Source organism: Pseudomonas tensinigenes (assembly GCF_014268445.2).
GTDB lineage: Bacteria > Pseudomonadota > Gammaproteobacteria > Pseudomonadales > Pseudomonadaceae > Aquipseudomonas > Aquipseudomonas tensinigenes.
This window is the reverse complement of sequence record NZ_CP077089.1, coordinates 4,403,428-4,424,359: the sequence shown is the minus strand read 5'-3', so window position 1 is coordinate 4,424,359 and position 20,932 is coordinate 4,403,428. Positions and strand designations below refer to the sequence as shown.

Genomic DNA, 20,932 nt, shown 5'->3' with positions numbered 1-20,932 from the left:
GATCCGGTGATATCAATACACCCAAACCTCAACCCGCCGATTCTTGATCCGCCCCTCATCCGCATTGTTCGCCGCCACCGGCATCAACGCACCAAAGCCACGAACCTCACGCAACACCACGCCGTTCTTCACCAATTCCCGCCGCACCGCCATCGCCCGCAGCTTCGACAGCAGATCGGCTCGCGCCGGGTCATCCTTGGCATCACCAAACCCAACCAATGTCACCGCGCGCTCGGTCTTGTCGTGGCGCTTTATATAGTCGAACACCCGCGCCAGATCCTGACGCGCCTTGTTATCGAGATTCGCGCTGCCTTCCTCGAAACGGAAATTCACCGTCAGACGCTGGGCGTGACGGCTGAGGGATTGATAACCCTCGGGCATCAGCGCATTCGGTGCCACCGTCATGGCGTGCACGGTCTGGCTGATGAAGCCGTTGGCCGCCACGATCGCCTGGCCCTGACGACTTTGTGCAAACGTCACCAAGGCCTGCGCCCAAGGATTGTTGCTGTCGGGCGGCAGATAGAAGAACAAGCGCCGCGACAGCGGATAGTCTTCGGTGGCAATCAGGCTGTTCAGCGGCAGCATCGACTGCGATGCGCCATCAGCAATCGATACTGCTTTGGCTTGGCGCACGTAAGGCAAACCGATGAAGCCGATGCCTTGCGGATCGCTGCTCACCGCGTCGGACAATTGCTCGCTGGACTCAAACCTTTTCGCCGCGTTGCTCAGACTTTTCCCGCGACGACTCAGGACTAACTCCTTAAACGTGTCGTAGGTGCCGGACTGGTCATCGCGCGCATATAAATGAATCGCACCGCCACGCCCGCCGAGGTCTTCCCAGGTTTTCACATCGCCAGCGAAGATCCGCGCCAGTTGCTCGGTGTCCAGTTGTTGGAGGGGATTATCGGGATGAAGGATGATCGCCAGGCCGTCGATGGCGATGACTTGTTCGGCGGCGGGGCTTTTCAGGTCGCCCAGTGATTGCAGGGCCTGCAATTCACTGTCCTTGATTTCGCGGGAGGACGCGGCAAGATCGGCGCTGGCATTTTTCAACGCGGTGAAACCGGTGCTGGAACCGTGGGCGGCGACTTCAACGATCACGAGTTTGCCTTGAGCGGTCTGGCCGATGATGCGCAACTCGTTGGCGGTGTCCGGGGTTTCGCGGTGGATTTTCAGCAAGCCCTGTTCTTGCAGCAGACCTTCGACCAGAGCCGGTCCAAGTTCGGCACCGATGGTGTTGGAGCCTTGAATGCGCAGCGCGGGGCCGTTTTCAGGGAGGGGCAGGGCGGCGGCAGAAACCGTCAGCCACGCACTCAAGAGAAAAACGCACAGAACACGCAGGGTCATGCCGGCACCGAATCAAGCCAAGGGGATTGCCGGGGAGATTAAGTCAGGCGCATGACCAAAAGATGACAACTAACCCATGTAGGAGTGAGCCTGCTCGCGATAGCGGTGTACCGGTCAAATTTATGTCGACTGATTCACCGCTATCGCGAGCAGGCTCACTCCTACAGGTATTGCGTAAGGCTTGGGATCAGCTGAGTTCAAGCCAGATCGGCGCATGATCGGACGGTTTTTCCATCCCGCGCAGTTCGTAGTCCACGCCCGCAGCCTTCACCCGCGGCAACAAACCATGGGATGCCAGAATCACGTCAATGCGCAGGCCACGCTTCGGTTCATCCTCAAACCCACGGCTGCGGTAATCGAACCAACTGAACATGTCGGTCACGTCCGGGTTCAAGTGGCGATAGCTGTCGGTCAAACCCCAATTCTTCAGGCGCGCCATCCACTCGCGTTCTTCCGGCAGGAAGCTGCATTTACCGGTTTTCAGCCAGCGTTTCATGTTGTCCGGGCCGATGCCGATGTCGCAGTCTTCCGGGGAAATGTTCACATCGCCCATCACCACCACGGGCTGTTCGTTGTGGAACTGGCTTTCCAGCAGTGCTTGCAGATCACTGTAGAAACGCTGCTTGGCGGGGAATTTGGTTGGGTGGTCGCGGCTTTCACCCTGAGGGAAATAGCCGTTCATGATCGTCACCGGCACGCCATTGGCGTCGGCGAAAGTGCCCCAGATAAAGCGGCGCTGAGCGTCTTCTTCGTCAGTGGCGAAACCTTTGTGGATGGCGATCGGTTCCTGACGCGAGAGCATCGCCACGCCGTAATGGCCTTTCTGGCCGTGGAAGTACACGTGATAGCCGAGGGCGCGGACTTCTTCGAGCGGGAACTGATCGTCGTGGACCTTTGTTTCCTGCAGGCCGATAACATCCGGCTGGTGTTTTTCGATCAGCGCTGCCAGCTGATGCGGACGGGCGCGCAGTCCGTTGATGTTGAAGGAAACGATCTTCATGGTCGGCAGTCCTGGCAAAAGGGCGATGCTAGCTGACATGGGGGAGATGGGCCAGTGTGGGGTGGGAGAAATCACTTTTGTCTGTGGGATTTGTGTTGCCTGTAAGTGCCTCTTCGCGAGCAAGCTCGCTCCCACAGGGGAATGCGTTCCAAATGTGGGAGCGAGCTTGCTCGCGAAGGCGTCCGCCCAGTCGATGAAGATCCCGACTTGGTCTATACCTGTGGGGAACCACGCCACCCGTAAAAGGTTCGTACCAACAAGAGCGCCGCCATTTGAACGCGCCCCGGGGAGAATCACCGTCATGCCTGAAACCCAGACCGCCATCGCCGACATTCATATGCTCGACCGTGGCTACTCCCGCGAAGCTCGATCGCTGCTCTATCAGGCTTATCGCCATGAGCCGACCTTCGCTTACCTGTTCGAAGCCGAGCGCCCTGGCTACGAACAGCGCGTGCGGGCGACGGTGCGCGAACTGGTCAAACAACACTTTCTGCAGGACCTGCCCGCCATTGGCCTGCTGGTCAACGACCGCCTGATCGGCATCGCCCTGATCGCGCCGCCGCAACGCCGTTTGGGCATCACCGAAAGCTGGGCGTGGCGTTTGCGCATGGTGCTCAGCACCGGATTCCGCTGCACCCGGCGCTATCTCGATTACCACGACGCCGTCGCCGCGTGTGTGCCCAGTGATTCGGTACACATGCTGCCGCTGCTGGGCATCCACCCACAATTTCAGGGCAAGCACTTTGGCGAGCAACTGCTGACCGCCGTACACAACTGGTGCGCGGTGGACGAAACCTCGCAAGGCGTGGTGCTCGACACCGGCAACCCACGCTATCTGGAATTCTACAAAAGGCAGGGTTACCAAGAGATCGGCGAAGTTGCCGTCGGCCCGGTGCGCGAACACGTATTTTTCCACGCCAATCCGCAGGTGTTACAAACTGCAACAGCATGACAATCGAACTTCTTGGGAAATTTCCTGTTCTATCACGCTCCCAAGCCCGTGATAGCATCCGCGCCTATGAAGTTTCCAGGAAGATTTACCAGTGGCGTGCTCATGCTGTTAACCAGCTGCACGGCGCTGGCGCAAAGTGAATTGGATGTGCGGATCAAACCGTCCAACGATGAACTCAAGGCCAATATAGAAGGCTATATCGGCAGCCTCGGCGATCGTGACGAAGAAGCCCTGCAGCGCTTCAGTCGCGGTGCCGAAGAGCAGGCGCGCAAAGCGGCCCAGGCGTTGGGCTACTACCAGCCGCAGATTGAAAGTGACGTCAAGGGCGGCGACAAGCCGCGCCTGGTGTTGAACATCGATCCCGGCGAGCCTATTCACCTGCGCAACGTCACCCTCCGTGTCGACGGCCCGGCTGCCTCCCTCAAATCCTTTCGTGTACCGAAAAGCGACGCGCTCAAGTCCGGTGCGGTGCTCAACCATGGGCGTTACGAAGACGCCAAAAGACTTATTCAGAATCAGGCCTCGCGCTTCGGTTTTTTCAGTGGCCATTTCACTAGTCAAAAACTCATGGTCGACCCGCGCGCCGGGGTCGCCGACATCGAACTGATCTACGAAAGCGGCCCGCGTTATGCGCTGGGCAAAGTCAAATTCGAAGGCGACACGCCGTTCGACGAAGACCTGCTGCAACGCATGGTGCCGTTCAAGGAAGGCGAGCCGTACGACTCCGAGCTGATCGCTGAGCTCAATCGCGATCTGCAATCGAGCGGTTACTTCGAAGGCGTACGCGTCGATGCCGCACCGACCACGGCGAAAAATGACGTGATCCCGGTGGACGTCAAACTCGACACACGCAAACCACGGACCATGGGCCTGGGCCTCGGTTATTCGACCGACGTCGGCCCGCGCATCAAAGCCAACTGGACCCGCCACTGGGTCAACCCGCAAGGCGACAGTTATGGTTGGGAAGCCGAACTCTCGGCGCCACGGCAAAACGTCGGGCTGTTCTATGACATCCCGCTCGACCCGCCGCTGACCGACAAACTGCGTTGGGCCGGCGGCTATCAATTCGAAGACATCGACGGTTCCGATACGCTGAGCAAACTGCTGACCTTCGGCCCGGAATGGCACAGCAAGTTGCCGAGCGGCTGGCAGCGGGTGATCTCGTTGAAATGGCAGCGTGAAGAATATGAACTCGGCGATGACTCCGGTCTGAGCACCTTGCTGATGCCCGGCATCAGTTACTCGTACCTGAAAAGCGACAATCGCATCGACCCGCACAACGGCTATCGCCTGAGCTTTGAAAGTAAAGTGGCGAAAGAAGGCCTCGGCTCGGACAACAACCTTTTATATGGCACCGCGCTGGTCAAAGGCCTGACCACGGTGTTCGACAAGCACCGCTTGCTCGGTCGTGTGCAGGTCGGCGGCAGCGCCACCAACGGCTACAACTCGGTGCCGCCGTCGCTGCGTTTCTTCGCCGGTGGCGATCAGAGCGTGCGCGGTTACGACTATCAGAGCCTGTCGCCGAAAAACTCCGACGGTGACCGGATCGGCGGGCGTTACATGGTCGCTGGCAGCGTCGAGTATCAATACTCGATCGCCGAGAAATGGCGCGTGGCGACCTTCGTCGATCAGGGCAACTCTTTCAACAAACTCGAACTGCCGAACCTCAAGACCGGGGTCGGTATTGGTGTGCGCTGGGTCTCGCCGGTGGGGCCGATCCGCCTCGACCTGGCCCACGCACTCGACGACGATGGCGGCATCCGGCTGCACTTTTCCATGGGGCCTGAGCTGTGAAGCGTGGTTTGAAAATTACGGCGCTGGCGTTGTTGGCGCTGCTGTTGTTGATCGTATTGAGCGTCACCGCCGTACTCGGCACGGCGGCCGGCAGCCGCTGGGTGCTGGGCCTCGTGCCGGGCTTGAGCGTGGAAAATTTCCAGGGTCGCCTCGGCGGGCAATGGAGTGCCGATCATCTGCTGTGGCAGCAGGACAGCAGCCGCGTCGAGCTGAACAAGGCAATCTTCGCCTGGTCACCGCTGTGCCTGACCCGCATGACCCTGTGCATCGAACAGCTCAAGGCTGATCAGGTCATTCTGCAATTCCCGCCGAGCGAAGAGACCACCGAAAGCGGCCCGATCAAACTGCCGGATCTGCAATTGCCGGTGGCCATCGAGCTGGGTGACGTGCAGGTTGGCAGCCTGCTGTTCAATGGCAGCGAACAGCTCAAGGGCCTGCAACTGGCGGCGCACTGGACTGCCAAGGGCATGCAGATCGACAGCGTGAAATTGCAGCGCGACGAGCTCAGCCTGAACCTGTCCGGCACACTTGAACCGAGCGGCAACTGGCCGCTGAACATCGCCGGTGACCTGACCCTGCCATCCCCGAGAACTGGGCCGTGGACACTGGCGTTGAAGATCGACGGCGACCTGTTGAAAACCCTCAACCTGCACGCCGACAGCCGGGGTTACCTTGACGGCCAGTTAAGCGGCGAGCTGCAACCGCTGGCGGAAAACCTGCCGGCCAAGGTGCGCATCACCAGCGATGCGTTCAAACCGAGCGCTGACCTGCCGGACACCCTTCAGCTCAATCAATTGCTGTTGACCGGTGAAGGCGACCTGAAAAACGGTTATCAGCTCAACGGCAACGCCACGCTGCCCGCCGATAAAGGTCCGGTGGCGCTGTTGCTCAAAGGCAAAGTCGACGCCAGCGGCGCGCAGATTGCCGGCCTCGACCTGACGGCCAACGACAAACAAAGCCTGAAACTCACTGGCAGCGTTGACTGGAGCAAAGGCCTCAGCGCCCAAGCCAATATCAACTGGCAGGATTTCCCGTGGCACCGGCTCTATAACGAAATCGACGAGCCGCAAGTCGCCCTGCGTACTTTCAGTGGCGAAGTCTCCTACACCGATGGGCAATACCTCGGTAACTTCGACGCCGCACTGGATGGCCCGGCGGGCGCGTTTACCCTGAGCAGTCCGTTCAGCGGCAGCCTTAAACAGATCGCTTTGCCGCAACTGAAGATGCAAGCCGGGCAGGGCAAGGCTGAAGGGCACGTCAATGTACAGTTTGCCGACGGTATCGCCTGGGACACAGCGCTGGAGCTGTCTGCGCTCAACCCGGCGTACTGGGTTGCCGAGCTGCCGGGCACCTTGGCCGGGCCGCTGAAAAGCCAAGGCGAAATGAAGAACGAACGCCTGAGCCTGACCGCTGATCTCGATTTGAAAGGCAAACTGCGCGGGCAACCGGCGATTCTCCAGGCCAAGGCTGACGGCGCTGGCGAACAGTGGAATCTCAACGCTCTGCAAATCCGTCTCGGCGACAACAGCATCAGCGGCAAGGGCAGCCTGCAACAGAAACTCACCGGGCAGATCGATATCAAGCTGTCGCGTCTGGCTCAGCTCTGGCCGCAACTGCGCGGGCAGGTCAACGGGCAGGTCAATGTGGCCGGTACGTTGAAGGCGCCGCAGGGCAAGCTCGACCTGCAAGGTTCGCAACTGGCGTTTCAGGACAATCGCCTGCAAAGCCTCAACCTCGACGCCACCCTCGACAGTGCGCAGCGGGCGAGAATCGATCTGAAAGGTAGCGGCATTCAGGCCGGCGACACCAACCTCGGGGTGTTGACCGCCAGCGCTCAAGGCGACATCAAGAACCAGAAACTCAACCTCGACCTGACTGGGCCGAAGCTGAAACTGGCCCTCGGTCTGGATGGCAATCTGGACAAGGGTAACTGGCGCGGTCGCCTGGCCAGCGGTGACATTCAGGCCGGTGGCCAGGACTGGAAACTGCAGAATCCGGCAAAACTCGAACGCTTGGCTGACGGCAAAATCAACTTCGGCGCGCATTGCTGGATGTCCGGCAATGCCAGCCTGTGCGGTGAAGATCAGCGCCTGATGCCGGAGCCGAAACTGCGCTACCACCTCAAGCAATTCCCGATCGAAAGCCTCGCGCAATGGCTGCCGAAAGACTTTGCCTGGAAGGGTAAGCTCAACGCCGATCTGCAACTGGATCTGCCGGCCAGCGGCCCCAACGGTGTGGTCAGCATCGACGCCAGTGGCGGCACCTTGCGCATGAAGGACAAGGATCAGTGGCTGGACTTCCCGTACCAGACCCTGAAACTCACCAGCAAACTCACGCCAAAACGCGTCGACACCGAACTGAATTTCGTCGGCGGCAAACTCGGCGAATTGATGGTGCAGGCGCAACTCAATCCGCTGCCAAAAAACAAACCGTTGAGCGGCTCGTTCCGCCTCAGCGGGCTGGACCTGTCGGTGGCTCGGCCGTTTGTGCCGATGGTCGAAAAACTCACCGGGCGCCTGAATGGTAGCGGCACCATTTCCGGCGGATTGCTGGCGCCGCTGGTCAACGGCACCGTGCAACTCAGTGACGGCGAAGTGTCCGGCGCCGAGTTGCCGATGGAGCTGCAGAACCTGCAACTCACCGCCCTGATTGCCGGTGAATCGGTACGCCTCGACGGCGGCTGGAAAAGCGGTAAGAGCGGGCAGGGCAGCCTCAACGGTAACGTTGCCTGGGGCCAGGCACTGGTGGTTGATCTGGCGTTGAAAGGCACGCAATTGCCGGTCACCGTCGAGCCTTATGCCAAGCTGGAAGTGGCGCCGGACCTGAAGATTTCCATGGCCGGCGACGAGCTGAAAATCGCCGGCAAAGTGCAGGTGCCCAAAGGTGAAATCACCGTGCGTGAGCTGCCGCCGTCAACGGTGAAAGTCTCCGATGACACGATCATCGTCGGTGCGCAGACCGAAGAGGGCAAACCGCCGATGGCGATGAAAATGGACATCGACGTGGTGGTCGGTGAAGACAAACTGGCCTTCGCCGGTTTTGGTCTGACCGCCAACGTGCAAGGTCATGTGCACATCGGCGACAACATGGATACCCGTGGCGAGCTGTGGCTCAATGACGGCCGCTACAGTGCCTACGGCCAGCGCCTGCAAGTGCGCCGTGCGCGTCTGTTGTTCGCCGGTCCCCTCGATCAGCCATATCTGGACATCGAAGCGATTCGCCAGACCGACGACGTGATCGCCGGTATTCGCCTGAGCGGCAGCGCCGAGCAGCCGACCACGCAGATCTTCTCGGAACCGGCGATGAGTCAGGAACAGGCGTTGTCCTATCTGGTCCTCGGTCGACCGCTGAGCACCAACGGTGAAGACAACAACATGCTCGCGCAAGCGGCGTTGGGTCTGGGCTTGATGGGCAGCTCCGGGGTCACCAGCAGCCTGGCCAAGGATCTGGGGATTCAGGACTTCCAGCTCGACACGGCAGGCAGCGGCGATGCCACCAGTGTTGTGGCCAGCGGCAATATTACTGAGAAGCTCAGTTTGCGTTATGGCGTTGGCGTGTTTGAACCGGCCAGCACCATTGCGCTGCGCTATAAGCTGAGCAAGAAGGTTTACGTCGAAGCGGCCAGTGGCGTGGCCAGTTCGCTGGATATTTTCTACAAGCGCGATTTCTAGATCGCGCTTTCTCCTGAACCGAGTCGCTTCAATCGCTGGCAAGCCAGCTCCCACAAGCTTCTGTGGCGTACATGATTGTTGTGTGCGCCAAGGACTTTGTGGGAGCTGGCTTGCCAGCGATGGCGTCTTCTCAGTCAGCCACTGGCGCGCGGCACACCAGGGAGGCCCGCTCGTAGTTCAACGCCTTGTCCCGCTCGGGCAGTGCATACGACGCCTCGCAGCGCTGGCCTTGCCAATTGATGGTCAGGGTGCCGGCGTCGTCCGCGACCAGCGCCAGTGCCTTGCCGCTCGGGTCGGAGATCGCCAGTTGTTTGCCGGCGGCGTCCTCCAGTGCGGCGCCAAACGGGATCGGCTGGTGGTGCGCGTCGAACAGAGAAAACTGCACCCGGCGTCCGGTTTTGCTCGCGTAGCGCGCTAGCACCACGGCACCACGGCGCGGTACCACTTGCTGGGTGGCGTTTTCAATTTCAAAGTCGCCGCCCAGGTCGCGGGTGTCGAGGCTGATCCAGTTGACCCGATACGGCTGCGCATTGGACACCACAGCGAATCCATTACCGGCGGTTTTCGCGCCCGAGAAACTGGCAATCTTCACGTCTTTGACACCGTCGACCTGCGCCAGCGCAAAAGTCTCACCGACGGTCTGCCCCAGGTTGATCCCGCCCGCGTGGCCGACAATCGATCCGGCCACGTTGAGACTCTGCGAGTTGTAGCCACGGCCCTGACTGTAGCCGGCGCTGATGTCCATCACTGGGGTTCGCGTGCTGAGGTTGGCCGACCCCGTACTGCCGCCGGTGCGACTGTTGCCTCCCTGCACTGAGTAATAGGTGTCGCTGTCTTCGGACAGGTAACCGTTGATGCCGACCTGGGTGCTGCTGTCATCTTTCTGCGTGCTGGCCGAAACGAACGCTCGCGGCGCGCGGGGCTTTGAGCCCAGCGGAAACGACACTGAGAGATTGAACAAAGTGTCGTTGTTCGCCGGGCCGTAGTTGCCGACATCCTTGGTGTAAGTCGCGCTGAGGTTGTAGCTGACGTCAGCCCAATAATTGCTGTAACCGGCCGACAGGCTCTGCGAACCGCCGCGGCCCCAATAGCGCTGATCACTGGCGTTGAGGTAGATGCTGCCGAACTGCTGATTGCGCCCCAGGCTCTGGTTGACAGTGAGGTCGGTGCGGGTTTTCGAGTTGCCGCTACGCTGCTCACCCTCACGGCTTAGCTCTTCGACGTGTTCGCTCAAGGTGCGATAGCCCTCGGTCGAATAGCGATAAGCGGCGAGGGTGAAGTTGGTGTCAGTACCGGTAAAGGTCTTGGCGTACAACGCGCGCAGGCTGTTGCCCTTGAGCGTCTGGCCGAAGGTGCGACTGCTGGAGTGGGTCAGATCGAGCGAGATCGCCCCGATGGCAGTGTTGCGACCGGCGCCGATCGACAGTGCCTGAAAATCCTCGGTGGCCTGAGTGCCGACAATCGCCGACAGGTTACTGCTGACGCCATAAGCCACGGTGCTGCTGATAAATTCCGGCGTTTGCTGGTCATCGCTGTTGCTGTTGTAGCGGCCCGCCGAAACGCTGTACTTCAACTGGCCTTCGCGCACCATGATCGGCAGGCTTGAAAAAGCCTGCACCGTGACCCGGCGCCGGCCATCGGCTTCGATTACGGTGATTTCCAGATCGCCGTTGGAGCCGCTGGGGTAAATGTCGCTGATCTCGAACGGCCCGGGCGGTACGTTGGCGGTGTACAGAATGTAATTGTTCTGGCGAATCTCTACCGTGGCGCTGGATTGCGCAATGCCGCGAATCACCGGCGCATAGCCGCGCTCACTGTCGGCGCGCATGCCGTCGTCGGAGGCCAGTTTCAGGCCGCGATAACGCACGCTGTCGAACAGGTCGGCGTCGGAGAAAATATCCCCGGCACTGAACTGGCCCTTCAGCGCGGTGACGTCATGTTGCAGGTAGCTGCGGTTGCTCTTGAACGTACTTGGCTGGCCGGTGCTGCTGTTGAAGTTCGACTCGTTACGCAGGCGCCAGCCGCCAAGGTTTATGCCGTTGCGCAGGCCGACGTTATTGGCAATCGTGGTCTGGGCATCGGTGCTGTTGCGGTTGCTGCTCACCTGATAATTGATGAACGCTGCGGGTACGCCTTCGTCCCACAGCGCCGGATCGACATAACCACGGCGGCCACGCTCCATGGCACTTTGCGGCACGCTGACCAGCAAACGCAGGCGCGGCACGTCATAGCGCACGGTGGCATGATCGATCAGCGCGGGCAGGTCGAGGCAGGCATCCGCATCGGCGACGTCGAGTTTGCCGCTGGCTTGCAGCTTGCCAATATCCACGCCCAGTTGCTTGAGCATGTCCAGAGTCAGACAGGCTTGGACCTTGTGACTGTCGGGGAGACGCCGAAAGGCGATATCGCGGCGGCCCACCAGCATATCGTTGCCATACAGATCGACCCGGTAAGTGCCGGGGAGCACGCGGCTGCCGGCGAGCAGCGATTGCAGGTCGATGGCAGACGTCGCGCCTTGCAGAAACGAGGTATTGAATTGCTCTTCGGCGTCAGCCAGACAGGTTGTGCTGAAGACCAGAGCAACCGAAAACGGTGCCAGGCCATCGCGCTTGAATAAAAACATGCAGGAACCCTATATCACCTCCGATACGAACTAACGGAGCGAAGAGAAATACAGTGAAAGTGCGGCTGTTAAAGCAGCACGCGAGTCATGGCGATTCTTTATCCAGGCTGGCGCTTACTGCGGCGCTGCCGGAAAGTTGCGCGACATAACGGTCTCTGGCGCCGTAGTCGTTGATGCTGCTGAACAACAGGCGCGGGGAACCTGCCGTGTGAAGTTGTTTGAGAACAAACTCTTTTTCTTCGCCAGGGGCGATCATCATCGAGTCGAACGGATGCTCGCGTGTGGCGCCGGATTGCACAGTGATGTCGGCAATCGAGACGTGATAAACCCCGGGATTACTCACCACCAGTACGCTCTTGCCGGCGCGCTCGGTCAGTCGCCAGGTCAGCTCGGTCGGGGCCTGATAAGCGTTGTTGTTCAGGCCGCCAGGGCGGAAGAACACCTTGATCCGTTGGCGCACCGCCAGTTGCAGGGTGTTCGCGGTTTTCGCCGACTGCGGGATCTCCTGCACGTTCAACCACACCACCGACTCGCGGTCTTTGGGCATACCGGTGCCTTCGTAGATGACCCGCAGAATCTGTTGTTCTCCGTCGCTGACGCGCACCAGCGGTGGAGTGACGGCAAAGGGCACAGAGGCTTCGTCGCTGTCGGTATCGACCCAGGACTGAATCAACACGTCTGCACCGCTGTTGCGCACGGTGATGCCGGCTTCTTTGTGCTTGCCGTCGAATATCAGTCGAGTGCTGCTCAGGGAAATGCCAGCCATGGCCTGATTGACGGCGAGCAGGCCCAGAAGGCCGACGCAAAGGGACAGGGAAGGACGTAAAAACATGAAGAATTACCGCGCAGAGTGAAAGAAAGTGCGGGACCGTTCGGCCCCGCACAGTGCTCGATGAATCGCGCGATTTATTCGTATTGCAGGGTGAACGGCAGGGTCGCGTCGCCACGGCCGGCAACGGCCAGTTTCGGATCGACGGTGGTCACGTAGGCGGCCGAGAATTTCAGCGTGGTGTTGCTGTCCTGCAGGGTGTTTTCGATGCGCGCGGTAGTCGGCGAAGTCAGGTCGATTACTGCACCGTTGGCATCAAGCAAGGCGATACCGATACCTTTTGCCGAGCCCAGGCCGTCGATCAGTTTCAAGACCTTGGTGCCGGTTTCGATACCCGAGCCTGCGCCCTTGGTTGGTTCGAAGATCATTGCCACTTTGGTGCCAGCGTTGCAGTTGATCTTCATGTCGAAGTTCTCGACGCTCAGCGTGCCGTTGCCTTTTGGCGCGGTGGCGGTGCCCATGTCCTTGATCGACACTTCGCCCATGTTCACCGAAATGGTCTTGTCCTTGCCGGCGCCTTCGACCGAGCAGGCATCGTTGTTGATGGTGCCGGTGAAGTTGATGGTGCCGCTGCCAGCCTTGGTAGGCACAACCGGATCGGCCGCCAGGACATTAGCGGCAGCGAAGATCGACAGGGCGAGAAGCGTGCGAGACAGCTTTTTCATGTTGCTTTTCCATTGGTGGGGTAAAGACAACACGATAAAACCCGGTTGGGCGCTGCAACATCAGACAATCCCTAGAAACCAGCAAGTTGCGAGGGGCAACAGTCTGTCAATTGAACAAGTTGCGTTCGATGCAGTAAGTCAGCAGCTCCTGATCACTGCTGACATCCAGTTTGCGCATGGCCGAAATCTTCTGCGTGCTGATTGTCTTTGCACTTCGATTCAGACCTCGGGCGATTTCATTGACGCCTTGCCCCTGAACAAACAAGCGCAGGATTTCATGTTCCTTGGGCGATAGACGGGAGAAACGTTCATCGAGATCGGCGCCATCGTCCAGCACCGAAGTCGGCGTCGTTCGATGGCCGCTTATGCGCTTGCCCTTGGCGATGGCTTTGAGCGCCACTTCTATTTCAACGTGCAACTGGCTTTTCTGAATGACTGCAAGTACGCCGAGTTCTTGCAGGCGGGTCAGGATCAACGGGTTGGAAATCATGGTCAGCACCAGCACCCGCACTGCGGGAAAGTGTCGGGTCACGTACTCCACCAGTTTCAGGCCATCACCGTAGGGCGAGTCACCGGGCATGTTGAAGTCGGTGATCAGCAGATCCACCGGTTGTGACCTCAGCAGCTTGATCAAACCATCGGAACACACTACCTCGCCGACTACGCTGAAGCGCCGGTCGCGCTCGACCAGTTCCCGCACCCCCAGCAGGACGATGGGATGATCATCGGCGATGACAACGTTGAAGGTTTCCATGAGTGCTTTATCCAGAGTGAAATTATTCAAGGGCGTCGAGCAGGTCAGTCAGGCGCGCCAGTTGTTGACGAACCTCTACGGCCAGCGCGGGAGTCACCGACATGCCGGTCAGGCGGCATTCCAGTGCAACGAAAGCTTGGGCCAGCGCCTCGACCTGCACCGCACCCAACGCACCGGCCATGCTGTGCAGTTGCTGCGCGACGCTGTTGGCGTCGGCGGCATCCAGCGCGCTGAGGGTGGTCTGAATATCCTTGTGCAGTGTCGAGACAAACAGCTCGCGCATCTTCGGCGATAGCGCTGGCGGGATGTCAGCGACCTGCGCGATCGGAATCTGGCAGTGGCTTTGCAGTTGCGCGCGCAGCGTCGCCAGGTTCAGCGGTTTGACCATCCATGCGTTCATACCCACAGCGGCGCAGCGTTCGCCTTCTTCGCGCAAGGCGTTGGCGGTAACACCGATGATCGGCAGCGTTGCATCCTGTTCGCGCAAGGCTGTGGTCAGCTCATAGCCGTTCATGATCGGCATGTTGACGTCGGTCAGCAGCATATCGAAGCGCCCCGGCGCCCATCGCTCCAGCGCCTGTTCGCCGTTGGTAGTGACAACCACCGAGCAGCCTAGTGCCTCCAGTTGTTCCTGGATGACCGCTGCGTTGATCACATTATCCTCGGCCACCAGCACGCGCAGGTTCAGTGCTCGGGTATTTTCCTGCTGCGAGGGTACGCGCCGCTGATGGGCGTCGTGCCTTGCCAGCGCGATCGCCCAGCCAATCGCGCGCACATCGTCGGCATCGACCTGCCAGCCGCTGCCGCTGATCTGTGCCGGGTTGGGGCCGCCCGGTATTGCGACGATTCGCTGGCCATCGAAAACCGTGGCGTGGGTCAGCGGCGCAAGATCCACCAGCAGCGCGGAAGACGACGGCAACTCGTGCGTCACCAGACGGCAATCCAGACCAAAGCGGTGCAGCCAGCCGAGCAGATGCTGCGCCAGTTCGGCGACCGGTGCGCGCACGTAAACGGCGGCGCTGCCGGCCTCGAAGGCCGGGCAATCGGCGAGCCTGCCCGGCGCGCAATCCAGCGCCAGTTGCAGGTTGAAGCGACTGCCCAGGCCCGGTTCGCTGACCACATTCAACTCGCCATGCATCAACTCGCACAGCCATTTGCAAATGGCCAGACCGAGACCCGCACCGGCATGACTATCGGCTTCATTGACTTGATAGAAAGGGTCGAACAATTGCTCTTGCTGTGCCTGGGAAATACCCACGCCGGAATCGCTGACCTGCCACTGCACCTCGGTGCGGCCGCCAGTGCTTTGCAGCACCACAACGCGCACCACAACGCGCCCGTTATCGGTGAACTTGATCGCGTTGCTCAGCAGGTTGTTGAGGATCTGGCGAATGCGTTGCGCATCACCGAGCAGTTGATCCGGCAATGCCGCATCAATGCAGGCGTACAGTTGCAGACCTTTGCCTCGGGCAAACGCGCCGTAGCTGCGCACCACGTCTTCGGTCAGCTCCAGCGGGCAGAACGGCTGAAGCTCAAGGTTCATCTGCCCGGCCTCGATTTTCGACACATCCAGCACGTCGCTGATCAGTTTGAACAGGCTGGCGGACGAGCGCTGAATGGTTTCCAGATAGGCCTGCTGACGCGGCGCGAGATCGGTCAGGCCAAGCAGTTCCAGGGTGCCGAGCACGCCATACAGCGGCGTGCGGATTTCATGGCTCATGGTTGCCAGAAAACGGCTTTTTGCCTGATTGGCCGAATCGGCCGCCTGACGGGCGACTTCCAGTGCCGCTGCATCTTCGACATGGCGGGTGACATCGTGCAGCGCACACAGCCACGCGTCCTGGCCCTGATAACGGGTGGCGATGAAGGCCACGTGCAAATGCCGGCCGTCGATCTCGAGCTCCGCGTGGCCATGGCCGGTCGCGCCTTGTTGTTCGAGCAGGCTGATCAATTCCTGGGTGTCGTGCCATTGCTGGGCGCGCTGGTTTTCCAGCAAGACCTGATGATCACGACGGCTGATCACGCACAGGCCGGTCGGTGCGGTATCGATGACCGCACGGCTGAACGCTTCACTTTCGGCGATGCTTGCGTGGGCACTTTGTGCGGGCAAAATCACCCGTTGCGCGTACCAGCGATTCAGCGCTCGGCCACTGCCGAGCACTACCAGCACCAAGCCCAGCAGACACAGCAATGGCCATAATGCGTAATCGAGAAAACTCTGCACGCTGATCACATAGATCGCCGTCCAGTGCCGTTCACCGGGGCTGCTCAGCTTGAACACCAGACCGTCGCGGGTCAGGTTTGCGCCTTCATTGAGCACCCGATCAGGCTTGAGTTCGCCGATCAACACTGTGCCGCTGGGCGTGATCAGGGTGAAGTCATCGTAGATCGACCATTTCATCAAACGCTCGATATTGTTGACTTGCGAGAGCTTCAGCAGCGAGCCGAGCACTACCCAGGAATTCGCCCCTTCAATGGTCAGCGTCGGTTTGCTCAGGTTGATCCGTACATAAGCGAGCAGGCTCGGCGTCACGTTGTCGTCCGCAGCGAACGGGTAGGGCGCCCACTGCACTTGCGCTGAAGTCTGCGCGCGCCGTTGCAGATTCTTCTGGGTCATGATCTCGACGAAGGTGCTGATTTGCGTTGGCCCCGCACCTCGCAGACGACCGGCGGCGGGCACGGCGATATCGAAATTGTCCGGGCCGTTGAGCAGGATCACCTGCGGCGACTGGTAATGCGAGGCCGCCCAGAAGGCGCTGTAATACGCTGCCAGATAGCTGCCGAGGGCAAACACCTTGGGGTGTTGGCTGGGAGCGATTCGCTCGGGATCGATCTTGACGCTGAATGGCAGCGAGAACGGCAGCCCACGGCCTTCATAAATGTTCGGCCCTTCTTCGGGCAAACGCTTTTGCACCACCGGCGGCGCCACGGTTTCCGGGAAGTACTCGCCCTTGTCGCTGGCCCGTGAGATATCGCCGAGAAACGCTTCCTGCTCGCGAATGTTTTCCATCAGCCGGGCGAAGTGGAACTGCATGGTATCGCGCTGTTCTTCGACCATGCGCTGCACGCCGAGATAGCTGATGCCCAGCAACAGCAAAACCAGCGCGCCGAGGATCAGCAAGCCCTTGTTCAGGCGCAGTGAACTGCTGGCGAGTTTTTCCAGCAAGGCATTGGGATGCGGCATCAACACGCCCGGTCAAAGAAAGTGATTACGCGAGTGAACATGGATGGCCTCGATGGCAAGTGGTGATTGTCCACTGCATTGTGCCGGTCACCAGACATTCGCCGGGCCGTCGTGGCTGAGCAACTGCTGGAACTGCTCCGAAGACACTGCGTGGGAAATCAGGAAACCCTGAACCTGAGTGCAGTCGATCTTACGCAACAGAGCAAGTTCTTGCGCGGTTTCCACGCCTTCGGCCACCACCGTCAGGCCCAGTTGCCGACCCAGGGTGACGATGCTGGTCAGCGCTTGCGCCAGTTCGGCGTTGCTGTTGCAACCCTGGACCAGTGCACGGTCGATTTTCAGCTCGGTAAACGGCGCCGACACCAGGTTCATGTAGGCGCTGTAGCCTTTGCCGAAATCATCCTGAGACAAGCCGAAACCCTTGATCCGCAAGCGACAGGCTCCGGCGTAGAAATTGCTGATGTCGTCGGGCACCGAGCATTCCATCAGCTCGAAACAGATCCGCGCCGGCAGACCGTTGTGTTGCAGGACAAAGGCGAGGATGCGATCGGGCAGGTCGTGGCTGTTGAGCAAGTGCGTGGGCAGATTGATCGACACCGGAATGTCATAGCCTTGCTGGCGCCATATTGCCTGGGCGGCAATCGCCTGTTCCAGCATGCGCCAGAGCAGATGTTCTTCAAGGTCGTGGGCGATCAGCACCGGCAGAAATAACCCCGGTAACAACATGCCATGTTCGGGGTGCACCCAGCGCACCAGTGCTTCGGCGGCGACGATGCGGCCATTGTCCAGCGCCTTCTTGGGTTGAAACCAGGCTTGCAGCTCACCGTTGTCCAGCGCGCGCAAAATGCTCTGCCGATCAATACCGGTATGCGCGGCAACAGGCGCGTCCTGACGCAACGCCTGCAACTGCTCGATCAGGCAGTGCAATGCCGCGCTGTTGACCGGTTTGGAAATCAGCCCGATGACCTTCACCTGCAGATTGCTCGCCACCAGGCTCGCACCCATCAGCATGCGCCGCGAGGCGGCGCTCATGATCGCCAGTGCCGGGCGCGATTTCTGCATCGCGAGGCCCTGAATGAACTGCACGCCGTCCATGCCCGGCATCAACAGATCGGTAAGCACCAGATCGAACTCGCGATTTTGCAGGCGGTGCAGGGCTTCTTCGCCGTCCCGGGCAAATTCCAGATCGAACACGCCCAGCGCATTGAACAGGTTCTGCAAGTACAGATGCTGAAATGGGTGATCTTCGACAATCAGTAGGCTAGAGGACTTCATCGGCGACTCGTTGGTAGGGAGCCAGTGCGGTCGACAAGGCTCGCAACGTGAAAGGTTTGATCAGGCAGTGATTCATGCCGGCGGCCAGGCACAACGCCTCTTCACCGCGCAGGGCGTTGGCGGTGGCGCCGATGATCGGCGTGGTGCAGCCCAGGTGTCGCAGGGCCTTGGCCAGTTCGTAGCCGTTGAGATGTGGCATGTTCACGTCAGTCAGGACGACATCGAAGCTGTCGTCCTGCCAGAGTGACAAGGCTTCTTCGCCATCGCTGGCCAACGTCACCGTGCAGCCCAGTTCCTGCAATTGGTCACGCAGGATCAGTTGGTTGATCGCATTGTCTTCGGCGACGAGGATGTGCAGGTGTAACGCCGCCAGCACCTGGGTTTGAGCGGGGTGTTGATGCTCGATGACGGGACCGCCCTGCGCTTGGCACACCGCCTGGCGGATCGCGGCCAGATCGTTCAGGTTGACGAGCCAGCCGTCGCCTTTGCTCAGCGACTCCCACGCGCCATCGCCGCTCGCCAGAATACGTGGCCCTGCCCAGCGCAGTTCTCGGCGCTGTTCCATCGGCGCAGGCCACAACTCAAGCAACACGCCATCGTCGGCACCGTCGTGGCTGGCCGGTGCGCCGATATGCGGCAGAGCGCCCCAGCGGCGCAACCAGCCAGCGAGGCTTTCGGCCAGCTCGCGCACTGGCGACACCACGTAAACGGTATCGGCCGCGAGCTTCGCCTTGCCCTCAGGCTGCGCATTACCCGAGCGCTGCTCCAGCGGCAAGGTCAGGGAAAAACTGCTGCCCAGCCCCGGCTCGCTGACCATGCGCAGGGTGCCATCCATCAGATGGGTCAGGCGCAGGCAAATCGGCAGGCCCAGCCCGGTACCGGCAACCTCATGGCTGTTGCCTTGGGTCTGGTAGAACGGTTCGAAGATGAAGGCCTGATCCGCGTGGGCAATCCCGCGCCCGGTGTCCGAGACCTGCCATTGCACGCAAACGCGTTCGCCTTCGCGGGTCAGCACTTTGACCCGCAACACCACGCGCCCGGAATCGGTGAATTTGACCGCGTTACTCAACAGATTATTGAGGATCTGCCGTAAGCGACTGACATCGCCGATCAAGCTGTCGGGCAATTGCGGGTCAAAGCAGGCGTACAGCTGCAAGCCTTTGCTCTGTGCCGCCGCCGCGTATCCTTGAACGGCTTCTTGGGCGAGCGCCACGACGGAAAAATCACTCAGTTCCAGCGCCAATTGCCCGGCCTCGATTTTCGACACATCGAGCACGTCGCAGATCAATTGCAGCAGGGTCGCCGACGATCCTTCGATCGCTCGCAAGTAACCTTTCTGCTGAGCGTCGAGCCGGGTCCGAGCGAGCAACTCCAGAGTGCCGAGCACGCCATACAGCGGCGTGCGGATTTCGTGGCTCATGGTCGCCAGAAACAGGGTTTTCGCTTCGTTGGCGGCATCGGCCGACTGGCGCGCCTGCTCCAGCGCCGCTTCGATCTGTCGGCGTGCGCTGATGTCGCTGAAGGCGCAAAGCAACACGTCTTCGCCCTTGTAGCGGGTCGGCGCGCAGCTCAGGTACAGGTGGCGACCGTCGGCGGTCTCGAAGTAGTCGGTCAGGCATGGCGCGTTTTCCGCGAATGCAGCCCGGATCCAGCCGGGGCCGAGTTGTTCGCTGCAGGCGCCCAGCCATTGCTGCGCGAGGGTATTTTCCAGCACCACTTGAGCATCGCTGCGGCGTAATACGCAGAGCGCCACTGGCGCGGTCTGGATCACGTCGCGGCTGAACAGCTCACTTTCGACCAACGCTTGAATGCGTTGCAGGGTCGGCATGATGAAGCGATGTTCCAGACGCCGGATCAGCAGCCAGACCAAGCTGATACTGGCCACGCAGAAGGCCAGCGCGCCAAGCATCTGTGGCCACAACGCCCACAACACTGCGAGCAAGTCGATGGAATAGGTCAACTGCCAGTCCGACGATTTCAGCTGTTTGCGCAACACCAATTGCTCGGGCAGCCAGCCGTCTCCGACGAAGCCGAAGAAATCCTGTTGGCGCAACAGCGGCAGATCCTGCCCGGGCGGCGGCTTGTGGCTGTTGCTGAAGAGTGGCATGCCTTGCGAGTTGAACATGGTGAACTCGCCGGCGCTATGGTCGCTCAATGCGCTGGAGACTTCGCGGTCGTCCATTTCCAGACCGAGCCAGCCGGAATCGAGGTCGCGATCATCCAGACGAATAAAAATGTACAGCTGCGAGTGCCCTTGCGAATTGTGGGTCAGCCAGATTTCTTTGAGGGCGCTGGTGTTGTCACGCTTGAGGGTTTCCAGGCGATCAAGCATCGCACGCGGAAAATCGCCTGCCATGGGCGTCGTGTTGTACAGACGCCAGACCTGCACCTTGGCGCCGCTGCTGACGTAGAGCAGGTTCAGTTTGCGCGCCTGCAGGTAGTCGCGCATGCGCTGGGTCAGCCAGATGCTCCATTGCTTGCCCGGGGGTTGTCCGAGCAACAGTCGAATTTCCTCTTCGGACAGCGGCGCGCTTAACGCAGTCTGCCGAGTCGCCGACAAACTCAGGCTTTCCAGCAGCGCCTCGCGCGTAGTGAAAAACGTATGCGCCTCGGCAATGGCGCTGCTCATGTAGCTGCGCCGCTGGGAGATCTCATTGTTGAAGGTGAACAGCAGAAAGCTGTACACGCCACCGAGGATGCCCACCAGCAACACCCACGCAAAAATGCGCAACAAACGTCGCGCAGCATGGGGCGTGGACAGGACCGGGCTGATCTGGTGGAGGTAATTCTTCAATCGCATGCCGGCACAGTAGGGGGGGCCGGGGGCGGCGAAAATCA

At 60.3% G+C, this 20,932-nt stretch carries 12 protein-coding genes; 3 read left to right on the top strand and 9 right to left on the bottom strand.

From position 1 onward, the window contains the following. Window positions 1-12: 12 nt before the first annotated feature. Window positions 13-1,347, bottom strand: coding sequence for a substrate-binding domain-containing protein (locus tag HU718_RS19495; RefSeq protein ID WP_186616202.1), 1,335 nt, complete (start codon window positions 1,345-1,347; stop codon window positions 13-15). 187 nt (window positions 1,348-1,534) lie between these two features. After that, on the bottom strand, window positions 1,535-2,347 hold the full coding sequence (xthA, locus tag HU718_RS19490) for an exodeoxyribonuclease III (protein ID WP_141129140.1): 813 nt from the start codon (window positions 2,345-2,347) through the stop codon (window positions 1,535-1,537). Window positions 2,348-2,648: 301 nt separating this feature from the next. Here xthA and HU718_RS19485 point away from each other — a divergent pair, with 301 nt between their 5' ends. The 3 genes from HU718_RS19485 (at window position 2,649) to HU718_RS19475 (ending at window position 8,764) form a co-directional block, all read left to right on the top strand. Then, window positions 2,649-3,299, top strand: coding sequence for a GNAT family N-acetyltransferase (locus tag HU718_RS19485; RefSeq protein WP_186616201.1), 651 nt, complete (start codon window positions 2,649-2,651; stop codon window positions 3,297-3,299). A gap of 66 nt (window positions 3,300-3,365) precedes the next feature. Continuing rightward, window positions 3,366-5,093: an autotransporter assembly complex protein TamA gene (locus tag HU718_RS19480; protein ID WP_186616200.1), complete on the top strand. Its 1,728-nt coding sequence runs from the start codon at window positions 3,366-3,368 to the stop codon at window positions 5,091-5,093. Further along, window positions 5,090-8,764: a translocation/assembly module TamB domain-containing protein gene (locus HU718_RS19475; RefSeq protein ID WP_186616199.1), complete on the top strand. Its 3,675-nt coding sequence runs from the start codon at window positions 5,090-5,092 to the stop codon at window positions 8,762-8,764. Before HU718_RS19480 ends, HU718_RS19475 begins: the two co-directional genes overlap by 4 nt. Window positions 8,765-8,894: 130 nt before the next feature. Here the strand turns inward: HU718_RS19475 and HU718_RS19470 are convergent, their stop codons facing one another. The 7 genes from HU718_RS19470 to HU718_RS19440 all read right to left on the bottom strand — a co-directional run bounded on the left by HU718_RS19470 (window position 8,895) and on the right by HU718_RS19440 (window position 20,894). Then, entirely contained in the window at window positions 8,895-11,387 is a 2,493-nt protein-coding gene (locus tag HU718_RS19470) for a fimbria/pilus outer membrane usher protein (protein ID WP_116030166.1), read from the bottom strand. Window positions 11,388-11,472: 85 nt separating this feature from the next. Next, window positions 11,473-12,219 (bottom strand): fimbrial biogenesis chaperone, encoded by a 747-nt coding sequence (locus HU718_RS19465; RefSeq protein WP_116030165.1) that lies wholly within the window; start codon window positions 12,217-12,219, stop codon window positions 11,473-11,475. A 74-nt stretch (window positions 12,220-12,293) separates the two neighbouring features. Beyond that, complete coding sequence (locus tag HU718_RS19460; RefSeq protein WP_116030164.1) at window positions 12,294-12,881, bottom strand: fimbrial protein; 588 nt, start codon at window positions 12,879-12,881, stop codon at window positions 12,294-12,296. A gap of 106 nt (window positions 12,882-12,987) precedes the next feature. Next, window positions 12,988-13,635 (bottom strand): response regulator, encoded by a 648-nt coding sequence (locus HU718_RS19455; protein ID WP_116030163.1) that lies wholly within the window; start codon window positions 13,633-13,635, stop codon window positions 12,988-12,990. 22 nt (window positions 13,636-13,657) lie between these two features. Then, window positions 13,658-16,819 (bottom strand): hybrid sensor histidine kinase/response regulator, encoded by a 3,162-nt coding sequence (locus tag HU718_RS19450; RefSeq protein WP_186616198.1) that lies wholly within the window; start codon window positions 16,817-16,819, stop codon window positions 13,658-13,660. Window positions 16,820-16,906: 87 nt separating this feature from the next. Next, on the bottom strand, window positions 16,907-18,094 hold the full coding sequence (pvrR, locus tag HU718_RS19445; RefSeq protein WP_116030161.1) for a response regulator cyclic di-GMP phosphodiesterase PvrR: 1,188 nt from the start codon (window positions 18,092-18,094) through the stop codon (window positions 16,907-16,909). Further along, window positions 18,081-20,894 (bottom strand): ATP-binding protein, encoded by a 2,814-nt coding sequence (locus HU718_RS19440; protein ID WP_116030160.1) that lies wholly within the window; start codon window positions 20,892-20,894, stop codon window positions 18,081-18,083. Before HU718_RS19440 ends, pvrR begins: the two co-directional genes overlap by 14 nt. Between the last annotated feature and the right edge of the window lie 38 nt (window positions 20,895-20,932).